This window comes from Chryseobacterium endalhagicum (assembly GCF_016745235.1).
GTDB classification, from domain to species: Bacteria; Bacteroidota; Bacteroidia; order Flavobacteriales; family Weeksellaceae; genus Chryseobacterium; species Chryseobacterium endalhagicum.
Map to the genome: position 1 here is coordinate 723,715 of NZ_JAELVM010000001.1, position 22,777 is coordinate 746,491.

Consider the following 22,777-nt stretch of genomic DNA (forward strand, 5'->3'; position numbering starts at 1 on the left):
TAAATTATGGCAACACTTACAGAAATCATTGAAAAACTTAATCCTGTACAGGTAATAGGAAATACTGATAAAAATGTGATTAATGCTATTCAGCTGGATGTAGATAATCAGAGGGATGATGTGGTGATGTGGGTATCTCCTAAGTTTAGTGATAGGCTTAAAAACATTTCCAAAGGTATTATTTTATGTGGTGAGTTTCCGGAAGAATATATCAACAATGGTTGTACTTATCTCTTATTTGAAAATCCTAGGCTGGCTTTTCAAAAAGCACTAACCGAGTTTTTTATGCCCGCAAAAAAAACGGGGATTTCAAAAACTGCAGTTATTGGAGATCATGTTAAAATAGGACAAAATACTTATATCGGCGAATATGTCGTTATAGAAGATAACTGCGTTATTGGAGATCATACAGTGATTGACCATCATACCACTCTTAAAAGTGACACTATTGTGGGAGAGTATGTTATTATCGGAGCAAATAATACCATTGGTGGTGTTGGGTTTGGATATGAAAAAGACGAGACTGGGGAGTATGTTTTTATCCCTCATATAGGAAATGTAATCATAGGAAACCACGTGGAAATAGGTAACAATACATGCATCGACAGAGCTGTATTGGGAAGTACTGTTCTTATGGATAATGTAAAGGTAGATAATCTTGTACATATAGCACATGGAGTAAAAATAGGGAAAAACAGTCTTATTATTGCCAATGCTATGGTGGCAGGAAGTGTAGAGATTGGTGAAAATACATGGGTAGCCCCTTCCTCATCTATTCTTAACCAGAAAAAGATTGGGAACGATGTTACTATCGGTTTGTCTGCAGTAGTGGTGAAAAATGTAGAAGACGGTCAGACGGTTATAGGAAGCCCGGCTGAAGAGATATCTATTGCTCTCAACAAGAAAAAGTTATTGGCTCAAAAAGTTTATATTTCAGAATAATTATAGAAACAAGAAAATTTTCAGAATAAAAACATAAAAGAGATGAAGCACGTTTTGATAATTCCTTCTTGGTACCCATCCAGGCATAAACTCATCAATGGGATCTTTTTTAAAGAACAAGCTGAAATATTAGCCCAGAAAATGAATAAAGTTGCAGTAGTTGCCCCTTTATACAGATCCTTTAAAAATTTTGATTTTTCACCAAATCAAACCAGAGAAGAAAATATAAATGGGGTAATTACATATACCGAGGAAATTTGGCACTTCCCAAAAATTGAAAACTGGAATAGAAAAAGATGGTTAAATACATGTGATAATTTATTTGAAAAATATATATCTGTTCATGGAAAACCAGATATCATTCATGTACATTCTATAATTTTAGGGGGGTTCTTTGCAAAATATATTAAAGAAAAATATAATATTCCTTTTGTGATTACAGAGCATGCTACCGGTTTTGCATTAGGTTTATATGAGAGAGAATATCAGGATTTTAAAGCGATTACAGCTGCTTCATCCTATAATATTGCGGTGAGCCAAAGCCTTGCGGATACTTTAGTCGAAAGGATAAATGGAGAATGGAATGTGATTCCCAATACGATAAAAGACATTTTTTTCGAAAAAGGAAAAATAGCTGTTAATCAAAGGAATGGAATGGAGAAAAAGATCAGTTTTTTCACTCTATCCAATCTGGTTCCCATCAAAGGATTGGATCTTTTGTTGGAAGCTTTTTCAAAAGTACTAAAGGACAACAGTGAAATTCAACTTATCATTGGTGGCGAAGGAAGTGAAAGAGATTATCTGGAAAAAATTACAAAGAAAAAAGGATTGACAGAGCATGTTACTTTTTTAGGCAATCTAACCAGAGAAAGAGCAATGGAAGAATATGGAAAAGCAGACTTCTATATTTCCGCCAGCTTGCAGGAAACTTTTGGAGTTGTTGTTATAGAAGCACTTTCTTTTGGTCTGCCATCTGTAGTAACCCGGTGTGGCGGTCCGGAATATATTGTAAATGATTCCGTAGGGATAGTGGTAGAGCGGAATTCTGTAGATGAATTAGTAAAAGGGATACATTATATCCTTGCTAATAAAAATCAATACGACAGAAAAAAAATTATTGAATATAGCGAAGAGAGATATTCAGAGGATGTAGTCGGAAAAAAAATAATCAATGCATATGATAAAGTAGTAAATGGCTAAAAATATAATTCTTTTATTGTTCAGAAGGAGTCTCGGTGCTTTAATTTCAATTCTTGCAACAACAACCATTATTAAAAACCTGTCTGTTGAAGATTATGGAATCTATTCTATATTCCTGAATATAGTTTCTCTGGCGTCTACATTTACAACATTGGGGATTGATGCAGCTACAGGATATGTTTTGCAAAATAAAAAATATAAAAGAGAAGACGCTTTAGTTAATACGTTTTCACTGGGAGCCATAATTTCCGTCATCAGCTTTTTTATTTTTTATGGCATTTTTTATAATCTGCACATGTCAGATTTTAATATTATCCCGCAGGACATAAAAATGTTTATGGTGGTAAGCAGTGTTTGTATGTTATATGCAAATATTTTGTACTCTATTTTGATTGGGAATATGAGTTTTAAAAGTTATTCTTTTTTTACAATAATACCCAATGTTTCGCTTCTGATTGCTCTTTTCATTACAACAAGGTTTTTCCACTTATCACTTAAAGAAACAGCCTTCTATTTTATGATGGGCTATATCCTTACTGTAGTTTCTTTATCTATTTACCTTATTTTAAAATATAAAATTCTAAAAAATCTTTATAGTTTCAAAAAAGAAATTTCACTCTATATTCTTCGGTATGGCTTCATGTCTTATCTTTCCAATGTAATTACCTTTTTGAATTATAGAGTAAATATTTTTATTATAGGGTATTATTTAGGTTCTAAAGATGTTGGTTTTTACTCTACGTGTCTGGTTGTGATTGATTTCATATGGTTGATTCCAAGTACGATGGCCTCTATCACTTATCCTATGTTTTCAGACCCCAATAGACGAGATCTGAGAAAACAATTGATCCCTGTCATTACCAGAAGTATTTTATTGCTGACGACACTAGCGTTTTGCGGATTTTATTTATTAGGTGATTTTTTTATTCCTCTTTTGTTTGGGAAAGAATTTTTAGTTATAAAAAGTATTTTACTTATTTTGGCTCCGGGAATTATTTTATTCGGAGCTGGAAAAATTATCACAGCAGATTTTATTTCACAGGGTAAACCCAAAGTTAATATTTATCTTAACGGTTTGGCGTTATTGATTACTGTAGTTGTGAATTTTGTACTTATCCCTCATTTTGGGCTTAAGGGTGCAGCCATGGCTTCCAGTATTTCTTTTAGTTGTGTTTTCATTTCTAGTTTGATAATCTATTGCAAAATGACACATACGAGAATTTTAGATTATATTGTTCCCAACATATCAGATTTTAAGATGATTTTAAAGGCAAGAAATTAATGTATATTGTAGTTTTTTTTATAATTTTTTTATTGTGGTTAGGAGGTGTAGGAGGTTCTTTGCAGCCTACCAGACTTCTCATGTTGGGTACTCTGTTATTTATACCGGCATTCAGTAAAATGTCTGATATCAAGTTTAATAGAGAAATTAAATTTGGAATTAAATTTTACGCTTTTTGGCTTATTTACGGAACTATTACCTTGCTGTGGAGTGTAGATCCCGTAGTCGGATTAAATTCAGAAATTATTGCCATGTTTCTCGGAATGATAAGTCTTATTATCTTTCCTGTATTTCTGAAAAATGATGAAAAAAGTTTAAAAACAATCAGGAATGCCTGGATTCTGGGACTTGCATGTACATTACCTATCGCATTTTATGAAATTTCCACTATGCAGCATTTTTCTTATGATGAAGAAGAAAGATTGTTGGGAGGTCTTGGGGTTTACGCTCCGTTTGCATCTATTTTCTTTGGAAACTACAACAATTATTGTGTTTACATCTGTTTTTGCTTTCCATTTTTATTTTGGGCATTAGTAGAAACACCTTCCAAAATATGGAAAGTTATATATGGAAGTTTTATAGGTGCAGGTATACTTATCATTTTTATCAATACAAACAGGACATCTTTAGTGGTTGTAGCCCTTTATTTGCTTTGTTTTATCCGGTTTAAAGTGAAAAGTGTTTTAACAATCGTGGGAGTGTTTTTTCTAGTAATTGTATTATATAATTATTTACCGGCTTCATTAAGATCTACGCTAGACATGTTATATAATTATAGAGTTAATGTAGATTACTCTGAAGATACATCGAGTAAGCTGCGGGAAGGAGTGTTTAAGGAAGGAGTCCGTTTTCTTAAGGATTCCGGAGGCTTCGGGAGCGGAGCAGGAAGTTTTGAAGAATTGATGCTTAGATCACCAAAGTATGATGGTATTTCTAATCCGCATAATTTGTTTTTAGAGATCTTTGCTCAGTATGGAGTAATTGTCTTTGGTTTATTTATTTATTGGTTTTGGCTAATACTGAAAAAAATTAATAAAAACACATCATTAAATGGATATTCTAAGCGAATTTTAATGATGGGGGTTTTCGCGATACCTGTCATTGGAATTATCAACAGTGCCGCTTTAGGTTATACCATATGGTGGATATATTTCTCCAGCCTCGTTATGATCGCTTCGATTGATTTTAAAGCCGAAAAATTGGAAGTATGAAAATATTAATGATTTGTGATGCTTTTTTTAATAGTCTTCAGTATCAGGAGAACTTAATGGCAAAAAGCTATGTTAAACTTGGGCACGAAGTTGTTATTATAGCTTCAACCCATGAAAGTTTAATCGATTTTACAAACGACATCCATGACAATTCGAAACCTGAAAAAGTTGAATATCAGGATGGTATAAAAATATATAGAGAACCTTACAGTATGAATATTCTTCATAAGATAAGAAAATTTAAGAATGTAAAAAAAATACTTGAACAGGAGAAACCTGACTTTTTATATATTCATGATATACAGTTTAATACCGGAGAGCTGGTTGCTTATAAAAAGAAGCATAATGTGAAATTTATAATGGATTTTCATGCAGATTATACCAATTCCGGAAAAAATTGGGTATCTATCAATATACTCCATAAGATTATTAGAAAAAGATATCTTCACTATTATCTTAAATATATAGATAAAATTTATCCGGTTGTTCCGGGAAGTGAAGAGTTTTTGAATGAACTATATGATATTCCTAAAAAAGACATGGAGATTTTGCCTCTGGGTTGTGAATATGATGAGTGTCAGAATGTAAAGAAAGACATAAATATTACAGAATATAGAGCACAATTCGGAATCTCTCCGGAAGATATTGTTATTATCACGGGAGGAAAATTTCATACGCTTAAGCGCACACATTTGGCTGTAGAAGCTGTTAAAAAACTTAATATTCAAAATGTTCATCTGTTGGTGTTTGGTACAGCAGATAAAGACCATGAGGAGTATCAGAAAAAGATGCAGGAAGAGGCTAGAGGCTATAATATCCATTTTACAGGCTGGGTAGATGCAAAAAAAACATATGAGCTGATGGCGATTTCTGATATTGCCCTTTTTCCGTCTAGCCAGTCGGTATTATGGCAACAGTCTATAGGTATGCACCTTCCTGTTATTGCCGGAGATTTTGGTGGGCAGGATATGAGCTATCTGAATAGGAACAACAATTTGATAAAAGTAGATACAGAAAATTTAAATACCACTTTTTTTGCAGATATTTTACAGAAATTGATTAATGATCCTAAATTGCTTGAAGAAATGAAAAAAGGAGCGGAGAAAACTGCCAAAGAATATCTGGATTACAGGACAATTGCAAAAAAAACACTTAGCTAACTTTTATTAAAAAATCTATGAAAATTTTTCAAATCAGTAGTGAAGTAAATATTGGTTCGGTAGGAAGAATTGCTGAACAGATAGGGGAGAATATTTTAAATGAAAATTGGGAAAGTTATATAGCTTATGGAAGAGAAGAACTTCCCAGCAAATCAAAAGTATTTAAGATTGGAAATAAGCTGGATGTTTACAGGCATGTTGTATATACAAGACTTACTGATAAACATGGATACGGATCTGAAAAACCAACATATCAATTAATTGAAAAAATAAAGGAAGTCAATCCAGATATTATTCATCTTCAACATTTACACGGCTATTATATAAATATTTCCATATTATTCAATTATTTGTCTTCGGTTAAAGCAAAAGTAGTTTGGACTTTTCATGATTGTTGGTCTTTTACGGGACATTGTGCATATTATGAGATGATAGACTGTCAAAAATGGCAACAGGAATGTTTTGATTGTCCACAGCTATCAGAATATCCAAAGTCTTTGTGTGTTGATCGTTCAAAAGAAAATTTTAGAGATAAAAAGAAATTATTTACATCAGTTAGCAATTTAACAATAGTTCCTGTCTCTACATGGCTTGAAGGGGAAGTGAAAAAATCTTTTCTTAAAGAAAGTAAAATTACAACAATACATAACGGTATTGATTTAGAAACATTTAGCCCTAAGAAAAGTGATATAAGAAATAAATATAATTTAAGTGGTAAATTTATTATTCTTGGGGTTGCAAGTCCGTGGGACAAAAGAAAAGGATTGAAATACTTCATAAAACTTGCGGAAAAATTAAAAGATAATAGAAAAATTGTTTTGGTAGGTTTAAGTAAAAAACAAATTAAAGATTTACCTTCCAATATTATTGGTTTAGAAAGAACCAAGAATGTTTCTGAATTGGCAAATTTATATTCTGCTGCAGATGTTTTTGTAAATCCTACTTTAGAAGATACATTTCCTACAACAAATCTAGAAGCATTAGCTTGTGGTACGCCAGTTATAACATTTCTATCAGGAGGTTCTGCTGAAGCTATTGATATAAATACAGGAATTATTGTGGAAAAAGGAAATATTGAAAAATTAATTTTTGCGATAGATGAAATAGAATTTAAAACAAAGGAATTTTACAGCGAAAACTGCAGGAATAGAGCTGTCTTAATGTTTGATAAGAGTAAATCCTTTTCAAAATATATCAAATTATATAAAAAAATTTTAGCAATATAATTTAAAAACTATTTTCCGTGTTAGTTGTTTATAGAGTTCAATTATAATCTTTGAATAATTATAATTGAAAGAATGGAAAATTGAGGTAAACAATTTAAATTTACAAATTTGAATTGAATAAAAAAGATAGCTATAAAATGGAAAAAATTATTTTAATAGAAGATACCATAATAAATTCTTGTGATGCAAATAATTTATAAATCTTAAGAAGACTATGACAAATGTTAATAAATTTTTGAAAACCCTACTGGTGATAAGTGGTATTATTGTGTTTTTTTCATGCATGAAAAAAAATGATGGAAGCTATCAGAAAAAATCTTTTGCAGAAGTTTTAAAAGCTAAAAAAGATACTTCTCATGTCAATATTTATGTTATTCAGGGAAATCATGGTAAAGATTTCAATGATTTTCTAAAGAAAAATAATTTGCAGGAAATGCATTATATTGATGATAAGATGATTATTGGGGAAGGATACTCCATTGATTATAAAAAGTTGGATTTTCATCTTAATGAAACGTTTCCGGATCCCAATGCAACCGGGATTTGCTATATAGATATAGAAGATCCTTATATTAATGCCTTATCTGAAGCTAACCCGGATTCTAAGGAATTTAAGCGTTCCCTTGATTTATTTGTAAATTCAATAAAGTATTGTAAAAGTAAGCGTCCGAATGTTCAATGGGGACACTATGGAATGCCACGTACAACATTTGAAGATCCTAAGATATTATCTTCAAATAAATATTTAGGACCTATTTATGAAGCTTCTGATGTACTTTTTCCGTCTCTTTATTTATTTAAAGATGATCAGGCTGTTGATTATCAGGTTAATTTTGATTATTTGAACGAAAATACGATAGAGGCAATTAAAATAGGGAAGCAATATAAAAAGCCTGTGATAGGTTTCGTAATGCATAGATTCCATAACTCTGACAAAAGATTACAATTCCTTGCAATGAGTGATGAATTTTGGGCCCGTTATTTAAATTCTGTCTTAAAAATTAAATATGGAAATAAAAGATTAGACGGCATCACCTGGTGGGGAGCAGATACTTATTTTTACACCTCCAAAGCAGAAGGAAGTAATCTAAGGAAAGAATTTAGTGGAAATCTTGAGGAATTTAAAAAATTTAATGACCAGAAGCTGATTCACAAAGGCAATATATTAATAAACACAGTAGATAATAGAAAAAAATGAATAATAGACCGTACCAAATCTGTACAAAAACAATAATGGATACTACAGATCCCAACATTATTTTTAATGAGAAGGGTGAAAGTGACTATTATACCAACTATAAAGAAAATATTGAACCTAACTGGCATACTGATCAAACAGGCTATGATGAGCTGATGAAAATTGCCGATAAAATAAAAAAAACATCAAAAAATAAAGATTTTGACTGTATAATAGGATTAAGCGGCGGATTAGACAGCTCATATGCAGCGTATGTGGCCAAGGAAATTATGGGAATACGTCCTTTGATTTTTCACGTAGATGCAGGCTGGAATACAGACAAAGCGGTAGGAAATATTGAAAAACTGATTAACGGTCTGAACCTCGATCTCTATACAGAAGTGATCAATTGGGAAGAAATGAAAGATCTTCAGGTTGCTTTTCTGAAATCTCAGATCTCCGATCAGGATTTGCCACAGGACTATGCTTTCTTCTCCGGGCTTTATAAATTCGCCAAAAAACATAAAATTAACTATGTCCTTACAGGGAGTAATTTTTCTACAGAATGCTGTAGAGAACCTGAAGAATGGGGAGGGTTTCCGGGGATTGATACCACATTAGTAAAAGATATTCACTCTAAATTTGGAAAAAAGCCTCTTAAAACATTTCCTTTAGTAGACATTCTTTCCTACAAGATCTATTACAAATATGTCTATGGAATGGAAGTTTTTAAACCGTTAAATCTGGTGCCTTTCAATAAAAAAGAGGCGGAATCTCTTTTGGTGGAAAAATTTGGATGGGAACCGTTCCAGCATAAACACCATGAGTCCAGATTTACCCGTTTTTATGAAGATTACTGGTTACCGAGAAAATTTGGTTATGAAAAAAGAAGAGCCCATTTTTCATCACTGATTCTTACCGGGCAGATGACGCGTGAAGAAGCTTTGGATAGGATTTCAAGACCTGAGCTTTCGGAAGAATTCTTATTGAAAGAGTTTGAGTATGTAGCTAATAAATTAGATCTTAGCAAAGAAGAATTGCAGCAGATCTTTGAGGGCGGAAATAAAACCTATAAAGACTACAAAAATAAAATGGGTATTATTAAATTTGGTGCCCAGGCAATGCAGAAGCTGGGCTTAGAAAAGAGATTATTCAGATGATAACAATTATAGATTACGGTGTAGGAAATATCAACGCTTTTGTAAATGTGTACAAAAGAGTGGATGTGCCCGTGAAAATAGCGAAAACAAAAGAAGATCTTGTAGATGCAAAAAAACTGATCCTTCCCGGTGTAGGGCATTTCGACCATGCAATGACGCAGCTGAATAATTCAGGAATGAGAGATAAGCTGGATGATCTTGTGCTGAATGAAAAAGTACCGGTAATAGGAATTTGCGTAGGAATGCAGATGATGGCCAATAACAGTGATGAAGGAAAAATGGACGGGCTAAAATGGATTGATGCCACCGTTAAAAAATTTGATGAAACAAAAATTAATCAGGTGACCAGGCTTCCACACATGGGCTGGAACGATGTAAAACCTGTAAAAGACATTGAATTATTTAAAGGATTGGAGGATAATGCCATTTTTTATTTTCTTCATACCTATTATTTCCAATGCCATAATGAAAAAGATATTATGGCTGTGACGGAATATGGAGGTGAGTTTGCTTCTGCAGCACATCATGAAAATAAATACGGAATACAGTTTCACCCGGAAAAAAGCCACCATTACGGAGAGATTCTGCTCCACAATTTCGCGAAACTTTAGACAATTAAATTTTGAACACAAATGCTAAGACCAAGAGTTATACCAAGTCTGTTAATACAGGATAACGGACTTGTCAAAACGGTGAATTTTAAAAATCCCAAATATGTGGGAGACCCAATCAATGCCGTGAGGATCTTTAATGAAAAAGAAGTTGATGAATTAGCCATATTTGATATTGATGCTACGGCCAAAGGGCTGGAGCCTAATTATAGTTTAATAGAAAGAATTGCCAACCAGTCCAGAATGCCTCTTTGCTATGGAGGTGGAGTGAAAACAGTTGAACAGGCGCAGAAAATTTTCGGACTCGGGATTGAAAAAATTGCACTTTCTTCAGCTGTTCTTCAAAATCCACAACTGATAACACAAATTGCAGAAAGAGTAGGATCACAAAGTGTAATTGTAGTGCTGGATGTTAAGAAGAAACTTTTTGGCGGCTATGAAGTGTACACTCATAATGGTAAAAAGGCTACAGGAATTAATCCTGTTAAATTCGTTGAAGAGGCACAGAAGCTGGGTGCCGGAGAAATTATTATCAATTCTATAGACCAGGATGGAGTGATGAAGGGATATGATATGGGGCTTATAGAAAAGATCAGAGAAAAAATATCATTGCCACTTACCGTTCTGGGAGGGGCCGGATCTTTAGCAGATATCAAACAGGTAATAGATAAGCACGGGATTATAGGTGTTGCAGCAGGTAGTTTATTTGTATTTAAAGGGGTATATAAAGCCGTATTAATAAACTATCCTTCTTTTGATGAAAAAGAGGCGCTAAGACAGAAATAAATATATGTGTGGAATTGCAGGAATTATTTATAAAGACGGAACTTCTGTAAAACAGGAAGATCTTAAAAAAATGACAGATAAGCTGTCACACAGAGGGCCGGATGCTGAAGGTTTTTTTATCAGGGAAAATCTTGGATTTGGACATCGAAGACTGTCCATTATTGATAAAAGCAGTTCTGCGAATCAGCCTTTTTTGTTAAAAAATCAGGTACTCACATTCAACGGAGCCATATATAATTATGTAGAGCTAAAAAGTGAACTGGAACAGCTGGGCTACACTTTTTCTACAAGTTCTGATACAGAAGTACTGATCGCTTCCTATGATTGCTGGGGCGAAAAATGTGTCGAAAAATTTAATGGGATGTGGGCTTTTGCTATTTATGATCCCAAAAAAAATAAAATATTCTGCTCACGGGACCGGTTTGGTGTAAAACCGTTTTATTACTACTCAGATGATCAGAAAATTATTTTTGCATCAGAAATAAAGCCTATTCTTGAAATCCAGAAAGTAACTGAGGTTAATCTTCAGGTCATGATTCAGTTTATTACGGTTAATTTAACTGAGCAGACTCATGAAACCTTTTTTAAGGGAATTAATAAGTTGCCGGGATCTCATAACCTGATATACTGCCTTAATAATCACGTATTTGAAATACAGAGATATTATGATATTCCTTTTCATAAGGAAATTTCAAAATTAAATTTAGAAGAATCATCACAGTTATTTCAAAATGAATTAGAGAGATCTGTGAAACTGAGACTAAGATCTGATGTGAAGATGGGATCAGCATTAAGCGGTGGTTTAGACAGTTCCTATCTGGCTGCAGTAGCATCAGGAATTTTTTCAGAAAAGGGAGACGAAAAATTTAATGTAATTTCTGTAGGTTCCAGAAATCCTGATAATGATGAAAGTTATTACTCAAAAATAGTTTCGGAACATCTGAACTTAAATCAGGACCTTATTTATCCTGATAAAAAGGATTTTGAAGATGAGATATTAAAAGTGATTATCCATCAGGAAGAGCCTTTTGGAGGGCTTTCTATTTATATGCAAAACTTTCTGATGAGCGAAACCAATAAACTTGGAATAAAAGTATTGTTGGATGGCCAGGGAGCCGACGAGATATTACTTGGTTACAGCCGGTATACTGCGGCCTATTTGAGGAATCATTCTTTTCTAAAAAATATAAAATTTTTATCAAATATCAGAAGTCATTATGATATTTCAATATTGACAGGAATACTTACTTATCTTTACTTTAGCGTATATTCTGTGAGGAAATGGAGAATATTATTCAGAGGAAGAGGGTTAAAAGCAAAATATAGAAATGCTATTGATTTTACTTTAATGAAAAATCTTACAAAATCATATTCTCATATTTTCAGCATGCAGAGAATTGAAATTTTTTGGGCCCAGATTCCGGAATTACTAAGATTTGAAGACAAAAATTCTATGGCTTTTTCAGTGGAAAGCAGACTTCCGTTTTTAGATTATAAATTTGTAGAAACATGTCTTTCTATGAATAATAATTTTAAAATCCATAAAGGCTGGTCGAAATATATACTTAGAAAAAATATGGAAGGCAAACTTCCGGACGAAATTACCTGGAGAAAGAGAAAAATAGGTTTTAATGCCCCTACAGAAGAATGGTGGCCCTATTCAGATACAATTTTGGAAAAAATTAATGAATCTAAAATCATACAGGAACTTTACTCCAAAAAAATAAAAATACTAAAGAACAGGGAAATGCAGTGGAAACTATATAATATTGCCGTTTGGGAAGAAGTATTTAATATGAGAATTAAAAACTAAATTAACACAATATGATTATTAAAAATAAAAAACTTCTTATTACCGGAGGAACAGGCTCATTTGGATCGGCGGTTTTAAGAAAATTTATAAATACAGACCACTTTCAGGAAATCCGTATTTTTTCCCGTGATGAGAAGAAACAGGATGATATGCGGAATCAGTTTAAAAGTGATAAATTGAAATTCTATATCGGAGATGTACGGGATTATAACAGTATTGAACCTGCTATGAGAGGAATCGATTATGTATTTCATGCCGCTGCCCTCAAACAGGTGCCCTCTTGTGAGTTTTTCCCGATGCAGGCTGTAAAAACAAATGTGGAAGGAACACAAAATGTAATTGATGCCGCAGGTAAGAATAAAGTGAAAAAGGTGATCTGCTTAAGTACAGATAAAGCAGCATATCCCATCAATGCCATGGGAATTTCCAAAGCCATGATGGAAAAAGTAGCTGTGGCTGCTTCCAGAAACTTAGAAGAAACAGTAGTTTGTCTTACCAGATATGGAAATGTAATGGCTTCAAGGGGTTCAGTGATCCCGTTATTTATAAAACAGATCAAAAATGGTGATCCTATTACGATTACAGATCCTAATATGACAAGGTTTCTGATGTCGCTGGAGGAAGCGGTGGATCTGGTTCTGTTTGCATTCGAACATGGAAATCCCGGAGATTTATTTGTTAATAAAGCACCGGCAGGAACTATCGGTGATTTGGCCCAGGCATTAAAAGAAATGTTCAAAGCTGAAAATCCTATTAAAGTGATTGGGACCAGACATGGTGAAAAACTATATGAAACCCTCTGCACAAGGGAAGAAATGTTAAAAGCTGAAGATATGGGAGATTTCTACCGGATTCCTGCAGATAACAGAGATTTAAACTATGCGCAATACTTCTCGGAAGGGGTTGAAGACATATCAAAAATAGAAGATTATCATTCTCACAATACTGAACAGCAGGATGTAAAAGGAATGAAAGAATTATTACTGAAGCTCCCTTTAATAAGAAAAGAAATTTTGGGAGAAGATCTAATGCAGTATCCCGATTAAATTTGAGTATTATGGATAAACCTGCAATTTTAGAAGGAAAAAGTTATTCAGATGAAAGAGGTAACGTTATTTTTAATAATGATTTTAATGTTACTGAAATCAAAAGAATGTACTATATTGAAAATACAGATACGGAATTTATAAGAGGCTGGACAGGGCATAAAATTGAACAGCGCTGGTTCTCTGCATTGCAGGGAAGCTTTTTAATAAGGTTAATTAAAATAGATCATTGGGAACTTCCTTCCAGGCAGTCTGAAATTCTAAAGTTTGAATTAAATGCCGGAAATCTAAATGTTCTTCATGTTCCAAAAGGGTATGTAAGTGCAATTCAGGCCAGAGAAGAGAATTCAAGATTACTGGTAATGGGAGATTATTTTTTAGGAGAATCAGATGATATTTATCGATTCCCTATAGATTATTTTGAAAATTTATAGACATGAAAAGAATAGGAATTACAGGACAGAACGGGTTTGTCGGTTCTCATCTATACAATACATTAGGCTTAAAGCCTGAGGAATTTGAGAGAGTTGATTTTGAAAAAGAATTTTTTGATGATGCTGAAAAACTGGACGATTTTGTAAAGCAGTGTGATGTCATCGTTCATCTTGCTGCCATGAACCGTCATCCGGATCCTGAAGTAATTTTTAAGAATAATATTGATCTGGTAACTTCATTGGTCACTTCATTGGAAAGAACCGGATCCCAAGCGCATATTTTATTTTCCTCTTCCTCACAGGAAGAAAAAGATAATTTGTATGGCAGATCAAAAAAAGAAGGAAGAGAACTTTTAAAGAACTGGGCACAGAATTCTGGCGGAAAATTCACCGGGATGATTATTCCAAATGTATTCGGACCGTTTGGAAAGCCTAATTATAATTCTTTTGTAGCCACTTTTTGCTACAAACTTACTCACGGAGAAACTCCCGTTATAGATAATGATGGTGAAGTGAAACTCATTTATGTTGGCGAGCTTGTTCAGGAAATTATCAATCAGATTGAAAATGCTGAAACCAATGATTTCTTTGAAGTGCCGCATACTTCTGTTAATAAAGTTTCTGAGGTTCTTTCAAAACTTGAACATTACAAAAAACTATATTTTGAGAACGGGGAAATCCCGGAATTGAAATCGAAGTTTGACCTGAACCTTTTCAATACATTTCGCTGCTATTTTGATATTAAAAAACATTATCCGGTAAAATTCACGCAGCATACAGATCCCAGAGGAGCTTTTGTGGAAGTAATAAGACTAGGAATCGGGGGACAATGTTCATTTTCCACTACTGTTCCCGGGATTACCCGTGGAAATCACTTTCACACCAGAAAAATAGAAAGATTTGCGGTGATCAAAGGAAAGGCATTGATACAGCTCAGAAAAATTGATACAGATGAGGTGATGGACTTTTATCTGGACGGGAATGAGCCCGCCTATGTAGATATGCCCGTATGGTATACCCACAATATCAAAAATATAGGAGAAGAAGAGTTATATACTATTTTTTGGATCAACGAACCTTTTAATCCTGAAGACGCAGATACCTATTTTCTAAATGTTTAATTATGATGTCATTAAATAAGGGTAACATTGAAACTTTGTTTGTTTTTTTTCTTACCATTGGATATATATTTGTTTATTCACTGGCTGTACCCTTTAATACCCAGAATTCATATTTTTCCGTTCCATTTAGGATCACCATGCTTCTGGTGAGCCTGTACCTTATTTATCAGAATTTTGAAAATATCAGGAAAAGGAAGCTAACCATCATTTTTACTGCTCTTTTCTGGATTTTATATCTGGTTAAAGCTAATTATAGTTTCCGAAGTGGTGTATTTATGCCTAAGGTAATGAAGAATGAATACCAGATATACATAAGAATGATTGTTTTAAACATGATTCCTTATATTGCTGTTCTGAGTATTAGTCTTTCAAAAGATATCATGGTGAAGCTTAATAGGTGGGCATTTAATTTCCTGCTGATCATTATAGGTCTCAGCAGCTTGTATATTATTTTTGTAACACACGGCTTTGAAAGATCAAGTGGAATATTTGCCAGTTACTATATCAGTGTGGGTCATTACGGTCTTTCTTTAGTGATATTGTCCGTATTTTATTACTTCCAGCCCTCAGAGAAAAAGATAAAACCCATTCTGGGAATTTTGATAGGAATTTTCACAGTGTTCATTTCTTCTGCAAGAAGCCCTATGCTGGCTGCACTTGTTCTCGTATTGATATTTCTTATCTACTTTAATAAACTGAAATACTGGATCGCTTTAGCATGCTTTATACTTATTTTTGTAATCGTAATTTATGGTTTAAAACAAACCTCTCTTGCTGACTTTGCATTTGTCAATAGGATGTATGATGCCATTTTCAATAGAGATGGATATGGAAGGTCACATTATCTTTTAATGGGCTGGGATATATTTAAAAATAATATTTTGCTTGGCGGAAATATCCTGTTTGAAGACGGATTGTACCCCCACAATATGCTTATAGAAATATTAATGGGTATGGGAATCGTTGGTTTTATTGTATTTTGCCTGTACTTTAAAGATCTGTGGAAATTTAAAATCAGATATGTTAAGGAAAGGATATATAATTTACCCTATATTTTATTTTTTATTCAATATTTTGTTTTGGTTTTAACCTCATACAATATATTTGAAAACATGGAATTTTGGAGCTTTGCAGCAGTAGCTGTATCTATAATATTATTTTGCTATGATGAAGAAACTAAAAGTAATGACAGTCGTGGGAACACGGCCGGAAATCATTAGATTATCAAGAGTATTATCCGCTTTGGATCAGTCTGAAGCAGTGGAACATATTATTGTCCATACCGGGCAGAATTATGATTATGAACTCAATCAGATCTTTTTTGAAGATTTAGGCTTAAGAAAACCTGACTACTTCCTGGAAGCTGCCGGAAAAACAGCTACAGAAACAGTAGGCAATATATTAATAAAAATAGATCCCCTTCTGGAGGAAATAAAACCCGATGCTTTTTTGGTGCTCGGAGATACCAATTCCTGCCTTTGCGCCATTCCTGCTAAAAAAAGACAGATCCCGATCTTCCACATGGAAGCAGGAAACAGATGCTTTGACCAGAGAGTACCTGAAGAGACCAACCGTAAAATTGTAGATCATACTTCCGATATTAATCTGACGTATTCTGATATTGCCAGAGAATATTTACTGAGAGAAGGACTGCCCGCTGACAGAATCATCAAAACAGGTTCGCCCATGTTTGAAGTCCTGAATCATTATCTGCCCCAGATCGAAAGCTCGGATGTTCTCAAAAGACTGAACCTGGAAGAAGGAAAATATTTTGTAGTATCATCTCATAGAGAAGAAAATATTAATTCTGATAGGAATTTTAATGGATTAATGGAAAGCCTTAATGCACTTGCTGAGAAATTTGGATATCCAATCATTGTTTCTACCCATCCCAGAACAAGAAATATGATTGATAAAAAACAAATTGAAGTAAGACCGGAAATCCAGTTTCTAAAACCGCTCGGCTTCCATGATTATAATGCACTTCAGATGAGGAGTTATGCAGTGCTTTCCGATTCAGGAACAATTTCTGAAGAATCCTCGATCCTTAATTTCAGGGCTTTAAACATAAGAGATGCCCATGAAAGACCGGAAGCTATGGAAGAAGCATCAGTGATGATGGTAGGATTGTCCCCGGAAAGAATTATGCAGGGAATGGTGCAGCTGCAACAGCAGAAAATCGGGAAAGAACGGAATTACAGACCTGTATCAGACTATTCTATGCCGAATGTTTCTGAAAAAGTAGTAAGAATTATTTTAAGTTATACAGATTATGTGAACAGGGTAGTCTGGAGCAAATAAAACACAATGTCGAAAAAAGTATTAATACACAGTATCGTTTTTGCACCGGATGCAGTATCTACGGCATACCTCTACAATGATATTGCGTACAATCTGAAGAAAAACGGATTTGAAGTGGAAGTACTTTCCACCATGCCGCATTATAACAAAGTAGAATCGGATCTTGTAAAAACAAAATTTAAAAGAAAATTCCTCGGCCTTTATTATACCAGCGATTATAGAGGAATAAAAGTATACCATGTACCCCAGAAAAAATACAACAGTGTTCTTTTGCGTGGTTTTATTATGATATACTGGCACCTGTTGTCATTTTTCCTTGGATTAAGGATTAAGAATGTAGATGTTATCATCAGCCCTTCACCGCCGCTTACGATTGCATTGGTATCTATAGCCCTGGCCAAACTGAAAAATGCCAGATTTATCTATAACGTACAGGAGATTTATCCGGATTTTTTTGTCAATCAGGGAAAAATGAAATCAAAATCTGTTCTGAATATGCTCAAAAAGCTGGAACGGTTTGTATACAAACATTCAGATTCTTTGATTACGATAGATCAGAATTTCAGAGATACGCTTGCCCAAAGAATGGAAGACCCTGAAAAAATTGAAATTATTGCTAATTTTGTAGATACGGAACTGTATCACCCAATCAGTAATCCGGTGATCAACAGATCCATTTTTCCTGAAAATAATACACTGAAAGTGATGTATGCAGGAAATATAGGATTTGCCCAGGATTGGGAACCGCTGATAGAAGTTGCAAAAAAAACAAAAGAAATGCCTGTAACTTATTTTGTGATTGGTGATGGAGCATGCAGGTCATGGCTGAAGGATGAGATTGAAAAACATAATTTAAACAATATCAGCCTGATTGATTATCAGGCCAGAGAAAGTATTCCACATATCATTAATTATGCGGATTTACATTTTATTTTCATGAATAAAAAGCTTGAAAAAGACGGATTGCCATCCAAGGTGTATACTATTATGGCCTGTAAAAAACCATTGCTGGTTATTAGTAATAAAAATACACCGCTTTATGATCTTCTGGAAAATACCGGAGCCGCTTTTTTAATTGAAAATTCATCCAATGATGTCAGTAAAGAATTGTTTGCTGTTTTAAAAGAAGCATTGGAAAATAGAGAACAACTGAAAGAAATGGGAGAAAAAGGCTTTGATCTGGTACAACAGCATTACACCAAAGAAAAAGTCACAGAAAAATACTATAAGCACATAAAAGATTTAATTAACAGTTGATTAAAAACTAATTAAAAACCCCTGATGAAAATAATTATTATAACCCAGGAAGACTCTTTTGTCGTCCCCAAAAATATTGAAAAAATTCTGCGGCTGGAAAATGTAGAGCTTTTGAAGGTCATAGATATTGACTCCGATTATAGCCTGGTTAATAAAAAATCCTACTTTATAAAAGGTTTTGGTTTATTGCAGACCATAAAAATGGGACTGCAGGTAGTGTCTGCAAAAGTTCTGAACACCGTAGATACCCTAACATCCCATAAACTTGCCATTTCTCCCAAAAGCTTAAAAGCTGTTTCCGACAGATATAATATTAAATTTGAAAGAATAAAAAATCCAAACGCTGCCGCTTTTCTGGAAGAAATGAAAACCTTGCAGCCCGATCTTATTGTATCCTATTCAGCGCCCGTTGTATTCAAAGAGGCATTATTAAAAATACCGAAGCACGGCTGTATTAACCTGCATTGTTCTTTTCTTCCGTATTATGCCGGTGTTATGCCCAGCTTCTGGACGCTTTATAAGAAAGAGAAAACTACGGGAGCTACCGTGCATTATATGGACACCAAGATTGATAACGGAGCCATTTTAAACCAGAAAGAAATAGAAATTTCTGAAAATGAGACGATGTTTTCACTGATTGTGAAAAGCAAGGAAATAGGTGGGAATTTAATGTGCGAAACGATTCGCCAGATTCAAAATTCAACGCTTAATATTCAGGAAAACTATGCAGAAAAAGGAAGTTATTTCACCTGGCCTACAGTAGAGCAGTTTCAGGATTTCACAAAAAACGGAGGCAGATTAATATGAAAAAGTATGCAGTTCTTAGTATGGATGTGGAAGACTGGTACCATCTGGACTATTTTAAAAAAGAAGAATGTGACCAGAGTCAGTCCACTTTAGATGGGTTGGATATTTATCTGGATATTTTAGACCAATATGATATTAAAACCACTTTTTTTATTGTAGGAGAGCTGGTGGAAGTTTTAAAAGATAAAATTAAACTTATTCAGCAGAAAGGACATGAAATCTGCCTGCATTCTTATGCCCACCAGAGACCGCTTCAGCTGAGCCTTGAAGATTTTAAAAAAGATACCCTCACAGGGATGAGTTCCTTCAAAGAACATACAGGTATTGAGGTGACCGGTTATAGAGCGCCTTGTTTCAGTTTAGACAGAGACCGCCTTGAAATTTTGAAAGAACTTGGATTTAAATTCGATTCCAGTAAAATCAAATTTGATGCTCATGATCTGTACGGAAGAATGGATCTTAATGGATTTGAAGAATCAGGCTCTGTAGTGTACAGACAAGGTGACTTTTATGAATTTGAGGCATCTACTGTAGAAGTATTCGGAAAAAGTCTTCCGGTATCCGGAGGTGGATATCTGAGAATTTTCCCGTGGACATTAACGAAGATGCTTCTTAAAAAATACTTTAAAACAAACCAGCATTACTTTTTTTACATCCATCCATTTGAATTTTCTAAGAATCATAATATCAGAATTCCAGAAAATACAGATTTTAAAACAAAAATCAGGTTCAGCCAGGGAAGGAAAAGTGTGGAAAATAAAATGCATAAACTCATTAAATTATTAAAAGAGAATAATTATAAGTTTGTTACATTTAACCAAATTATGAAAAATGAAAGCTAAACTTCTTTTAACGGGAGCGAGCGGATTTATTGGTTCTCAGATTTACAAAGCCTTAAAAGATGATTTTGAAGTTACTGCTATTGCGTCATCCTCAAAGCATCAGGACTTTACAGCTCTTGATCTTTTAGATGGCAAAGCTTGCAGGGATTTTTTTCATGATAAAAAATTTGATCTCATCATCCATGCTGCGGCAATAGCACATGGCAAAAATAAAACCACCACATCAGTTGGCGATGCTAATATTCAGATGACTCGTAATATTTTCAATTCTTTAGATAGTAAAGATTCAACTGTAGTTTATCTCAGTTCCGTTTCTGTATATAGTTTTAAGAATAATAAAGAGACTATTTCAGTACAGGATGTACCAATACCGGTTACAGAATATGGAGAAAGCAAATTGGCGTGCGAGAAGATAATTCAGGAGAGAAATCCTAAAACATTGCATATTCTGCGTCTGGCTCCTGTATATTCAGAAACCAATTTAAATGATCTTGGAAAACGGGTTTTTCTGCCGGTTTTTAAAGTTCCCTTTTTTACAAAGCAGGAAAGAATATATTCATTATGCAATATAAACCAGGCGGTAAAAACTGTAACGGCTGCTTTGAAATTAAGTGAAAATTCCTTGGTAATTGTAAAAGATGATAAGGATTATACACAGCAGGATCTGCTTTCATTTTTTAATCTGGAGAAACCTAAAATTGTTATTAACAGGAATATCGTCGGGCCATTACTCTTTGCATTAAAATTAGTACCTGTTTCAAAGGTCAATGTCATCAGAGATATGTTTACCAAACTGTTTTACTCTGTAAGATACACTAATTAAAAACTCTTTTGATGGATAACTTTATTTATTTAATCATATTTATACTCTTGTTTTTAACAGAGCTGATCTATTTCAGAATTGCTGACAAATACAATATTATAGATAAACCCAATCACAGAAGTGCCCACACGCAGGTTACATTAAGAGGTGGCGGAATTATTTTTCCGGTGGCATTTATTGTATTCTGTTTGTTGAATCTTAACGAAGCAGTCCAGAATTACTGGTCTTTTGGGGTAGGGCTTTTAGCCCTGTGTACCATCAGCTTTATAGATGACGTTAAAACATTATCGAATAAAATCCGCCTTTCCGTACATCTGATTTCCGTGGCGCTTCTTTTATACTTTACGGGAGCCTTTGCTTTAATGCCCCTCTGGGCATGGCCAATCTTATTCATATTAATAATAGGAACTCTGAATGCCTATAACTTTATGGATGGTATTAATGGAATGACGGGTGTGTACAGTCTGGTAACTCTGGCTTCCTTAGCCTACATCAACAAAGAGGTGATCCAGTTTACCGATAACAATTTTATAGCATATCCTGTCATGGCATGTCTTGTTTTTTTATTCTTTAATTTCAGAAAAAAAGCGAAATGTTTTGCCGGTGATGTAGGAAGTATGGGAATTGGCTTTTGGGTAATAGGGCTCATTACACTCCTTATCATGAGAACGGGGGAATACAAATACATCCTTTTACTTTCCATTTACGGAATGGAGGTGGTTCTTACCATCATTGAAAGGATCATGCTGAAAGAAAATATTTTTGAAGCCCACAGAAGACATCTTTACCAGCTTTTGGCTAATGAAAAGAAAATTTCCCATTTAGTGGTAAGCTCTGTGTATGCTGTTTGTCAACTGTTAATTAATATATTTTTAATTCATTCACAACTTCCCGTTTGGGCTGTTATTTTGATTATATTTATCCCTTCTGGCGGAATTTATTTAGGATTAAAATGGAAACTGAAAAAGGAATACAATCTATAGAAATATAACCATGAAAATAAAAGAAACTCCACTTAAGGATTGTTACATTATAGAACCCACAATATTCGAAGATGACAGAGGATACTTCTTCGAAAAATTCAATGAAAAAAAATTTGAAGAGCTTACAGGAATGAACGGCCATTTTGTTCAGGATAATATTTCAAAATCTTCGTTCGGTGTACTCAGAGGGATTCACCTGCAGAAAGGGGATCATGCCCAGGCAAAATTAGTTTCCTGTTTAGAAGGAAAAGTTTGGGATGTAGCCGTTGATCTCAGAGAAGATTCTCCAACCTTCGGAAAATGGTTCGGAATAGAGCTTACCGCAGAAAATAAAATCCAGATGTATGTTCCCCGTGGGTTCGGACACGGTTTTTCTGTATTAAGTGAAACTGCTGTTTTTGCTTATAAATGTGATAATTTCTATAATAAAGAATCTGAAGGAAGTGTAAAATTTAATGATCCTGACCTTGGGATAGACTGGAAGATGGATGAAAAAGATATGGTACTTTCAGAAAAAGATCAGAATGCGCCTGCTTTTAAAGACGGGGATTTCTAAATAAAACCTTGAAAACCACTTTTCTAAAGTGGTTTTTAT

The 22,777-nt window shown here is 34.0% G+C and carries 22 protein-coding genes; all 22 read left to right on the forward strand.

Annotated features, from left to right (window positions below; translation table 11 throughout):
* Window positions 1–6: 6 nt before the first annotated feature.
* On the forward strand, window positions 7–942 hold the full coding sequence (locus tag JET18_RS03215; protein ID WP_202089171.1) for a DapH/DapD/GlmU-related protein: 936 nt from the start codon (window positions 7–9) through the stop codon (window positions 940–942).
* 42 nt (window positions 943–984) lie between these two features.
* The gene (locus JET18_RS03220; RefSeq protein WP_202089172.1) at window positions 985–2,142 is read left to right on the forward strand and encodes a glycosyltransferase family 4 protein; all 1,158 of its coding nucleotides are present in this window, start codon (window positions 985–987) and stop codon (window positions 2,140–2,142) included.
* Window positions 2,135–3,424: an oligosaccharide flippase family protein gene (locus JET18_RS03225; protein ID WP_202089173.1), complete on the forward strand. Its 1,290-nt coding sequence runs from the start codon at window positions 2,135–2,137 to the stop codon at window positions 3,422–3,424. The genes JET18_RS03220 and JET18_RS03225 overlap by 8 nt, the downstream gene beginning before the upstream one ends.
* Window positions 3,425–3,504: 80 nt before the next feature.
* On the forward strand, window positions 3,505–4,635 hold the full coding sequence (locus tag JET18_RS03230) for an O-antigen ligase family protein (protein ID WP_202089174.1): 1,131 nt from the start codon (window positions 3,505–3,507) through the stop codon (window positions 4,633–4,635).
* Entirely contained in the window at window positions 4,632–5,795 is a 1,164-nt protein-coding gene (locus JET18_RS03235; protein WP_202089175.1) for a glycosyltransferase family 4 protein, read from the forward strand. Before JET18_RS03230 ends, JET18_RS03235 begins: the two co-directional genes overlap by 4 nt.
* Window positions 5,796–5,812: 17 nt before the next feature.
* Window positions 5,813–7,021 (forward strand): glycosyltransferase, encoded by a 1,209-nt coding sequence (locus JET18_RS03240; protein ID WP_202089176.1) that lies wholly within the window; start codon window positions 5,813–5,815, stop codon window positions 7,019–7,021.
* A 235-nt stretch (window positions 7,022–7,256) separates the two neighbouring features.
* Window positions 7,257–8,219 carry a hypothetical protein gene (locus JET18_RS03245; RefSeq protein ID WP_202089177.1) on the forward strand — a complete coding sequence of 321 codons (963 nt, stop codon included), beginning with the start codon at window positions 7,257–7,259 and terminating at the stop codon, window positions 8,217–8,219.
* On the forward strand, window positions 8,216–9,358 hold the full coding sequence (locus JET18_RS03250; RefSeq protein WP_202089178.1) for an N-acetyl sugar amidotransferase: 1,143 nt from the start codon (window positions 8,216–8,218) through the stop codon (window positions 9,356–9,358). The genes JET18_RS03245 and JET18_RS03250 overlap by 4 nt, the downstream gene beginning before the upstream one ends.
* A complete protein-coding gene (gene hisH / locus JET18_RS03255; protein WP_202089179.1) occupies window positions 9,355–9,969 on the forward strand; it encodes an imidazole glycerol phosphate synthase subunit HisH in 615 nt (204 codons plus the stop codon). Before JET18_RS03250 ends, hisH begins: the two co-directional genes overlap by 4 nt.
* A gap of 21 nt (window positions 9,970–9,990) precedes the next feature.
* Complete coding sequence (locus tag JET18_RS03260; RefSeq protein WP_202089180.1) at window positions 9,991–10,755, forward strand: AglZ/HisF2 family acetamidino modification protein; 765 nt, start codon at window positions 9,991–9,993, stop codon at window positions 10,753–10,755.
* Window positions 10,756–10,759: 4 nt separating this feature from the next.
* Window positions 10,760–12,568 (forward strand): asparagine synthase (glutamine-hydrolyzing), encoded by a 1,809-nt coding sequence (gene asnB / locus JET18_RS03265; RefSeq protein ID WP_202089181.1) that lies wholly within the window; start codon window positions 10,760–10,762, stop codon window positions 12,566–12,568.
* 11 nt (window positions 12,569–12,579) lie between these two features.
* A complete protein-coding gene (locus JET18_RS03270) occupies window positions 12,580–13,614 on the forward strand; it encodes a polysaccharide biosynthesis protein (RefSeq protein WP_228728477.1) in 1,035 nt (344 codons plus the stop codon).
* Window positions 13,615–13,625: 11 nt separating this feature from the next.
* The gene (locus tag JET18_RS03275; protein ID WP_202089182.1) at window positions 13,626–14,048 is read left to right on the forward strand and encodes a WxcM-like domain-containing protein; all 423 of its coding nucleotides are present in this window, start codon (window positions 13,626–13,628) and stop codon (window positions 14,046–14,048) included.
* A 2-nt stretch (window positions 14,049–14,050) separates the two neighbouring features.
* Window positions 14,051–15,169 (forward strand): polysaccharide biosynthesis C-terminal domain-containing protein, encoded by a 1,119-nt coding sequence (locus JET18_RS03280; protein ID WP_202089183.1) that lies wholly within the window; start codon window positions 14,051–14,053, stop codon window positions 15,167–15,169.
* Between the two features lie 287 nt (window positions 15,170–15,456).
* Complete coding sequence (locus JET18_RS03285) at window positions 15,457–16,389, forward strand: O-antigen ligase family protein (protein WP_202089184.1); 933 nt, start codon at window positions 15,457–15,459, stop codon at window positions 16,387–16,389.
* The gene (gene wecB / locus JET18_RS03290) at window positions 16,337–17,470 is read left to right on the forward strand and encodes a non-hydrolyzing UDP-N-acetylglucosamine 2-epimerase (protein ID WP_202090699.1); all 1,134 of its coding nucleotides are present in this window, start codon (window positions 16,337–16,339) and stop codon (window positions 17,468–17,470) included. Before JET18_RS03285 ends, wecB begins: the two co-directional genes overlap by 53 nt.
* Before the next feature lie 6 nt (window positions 17,471–17,476).
* A complete protein-coding gene (locus tag JET18_RS03295; RefSeq protein WP_202089185.1) occupies window positions 17,477–18,727 on the forward strand; it encodes a glycosyltransferase family 4 protein in 1,251 nt (416 codons plus the stop codon).
* 24 nt (window positions 18,728–18,751) lie between these two features.
* Window positions 18,752–19,534 carry a methionyl-tRNA formyltransferase gene (locus tag JET18_RS03300; RefSeq protein WP_202089186.1) on the forward strand — a complete coding sequence of 261 codons (783 nt, stop codon included), beginning with the start codon at window positions 18,752–18,754 and terminating at the stop codon, window positions 19,532–19,534.
* Window positions 19,531–20,376 carry a polysaccharide deacetylase family protein gene (locus JET18_RS03305; protein WP_202089187.1) on the forward strand — a complete coding sequence of 282 codons (846 nt, stop codon included), beginning with the start codon at window positions 19,531–19,533 and terminating at the stop codon, window positions 20,374–20,376. The genes JET18_RS03300 and JET18_RS03305 overlap by 4 nt, the downstream gene beginning before the upstream one ends.
* Window positions 20,366–21,199, forward strand: a complete 834-nt coding sequence (locus JET18_RS03310) for an NAD-dependent epimerase/dehydratase family protein (RefSeq protein WP_202089188.1) — start codon at window positions 20,366–20,368, stop codon at window positions 21,197–21,199. The genes JET18_RS03305 and JET18_RS03310 overlap by 11 nt, the downstream gene beginning before the upstream one ends.
* Before the next feature lie 11 nt (window positions 21,200–21,210).
* Window positions 21,211–22,182, forward strand: a complete 972-nt coding sequence (locus tag JET18_RS03315) for an MraY family glycosyltransferase (protein WP_202089189.1) — start codon at window positions 21,211–21,213, stop codon at window positions 22,180–22,182.
* 10 nt (window positions 22,183–22,192) lie between these two features.
* A complete protein-coding gene (rfbC, locus tag JET18_RS03320; RefSeq protein ID WP_202089190.1) occupies window positions 22,193–22,738 on the forward strand; it encodes a dTDP-4-dehydrorhamnose 3,5-epimerase in 546 nt (181 codons plus the stop codon).
* Window positions 22,739–22,777: the final 39 nt, after the last annotated feature.